1 pseudogene is annotated in these 226 nt (G+C 35.0%); it reads left to right on the top strand.

Features of this window, described 5'->3' with window-relative positions:
• Nucleotides 1-226 (top strand): annotated as a pseudogene (locus tag FOT98_RS30430) (IS200/IS605 family element RNA-guided endonuclease TnpB); the annotation flags it as partial.

A 226-nucleotide genomic window follows, 5' to 3' on the forward strand; every position in this document is an offset into this window, starting at 1 on the left:
CTCGGTTTAAATCGAAAAACAATAAAGTCCAATCCTATACAACGAAACATACAAATGGAAACATTGCGATTATAGATAATAAATTGAAGTTACCGAAACTTGGTCTTGTCAAATTTGTCAAAAGTCGTGAGATAGAAGGACGAATTTTGAGTGCTACTGTCAGAAGGAATCCAAGTGGAAAATATTTTGTCTCGATTCTTGCTGAAGCAGAAGTACAAGAATTGCC

The organism is Bacillus sp. HY001 (genome assembly GCF_007558965.1).
GTDB classification, from domain to species: Bacteria; Bacillota; Bacilli; order Bacillales; family Bacillaceae_G; genus Bacillus_A; species Bacillus_A mobilis.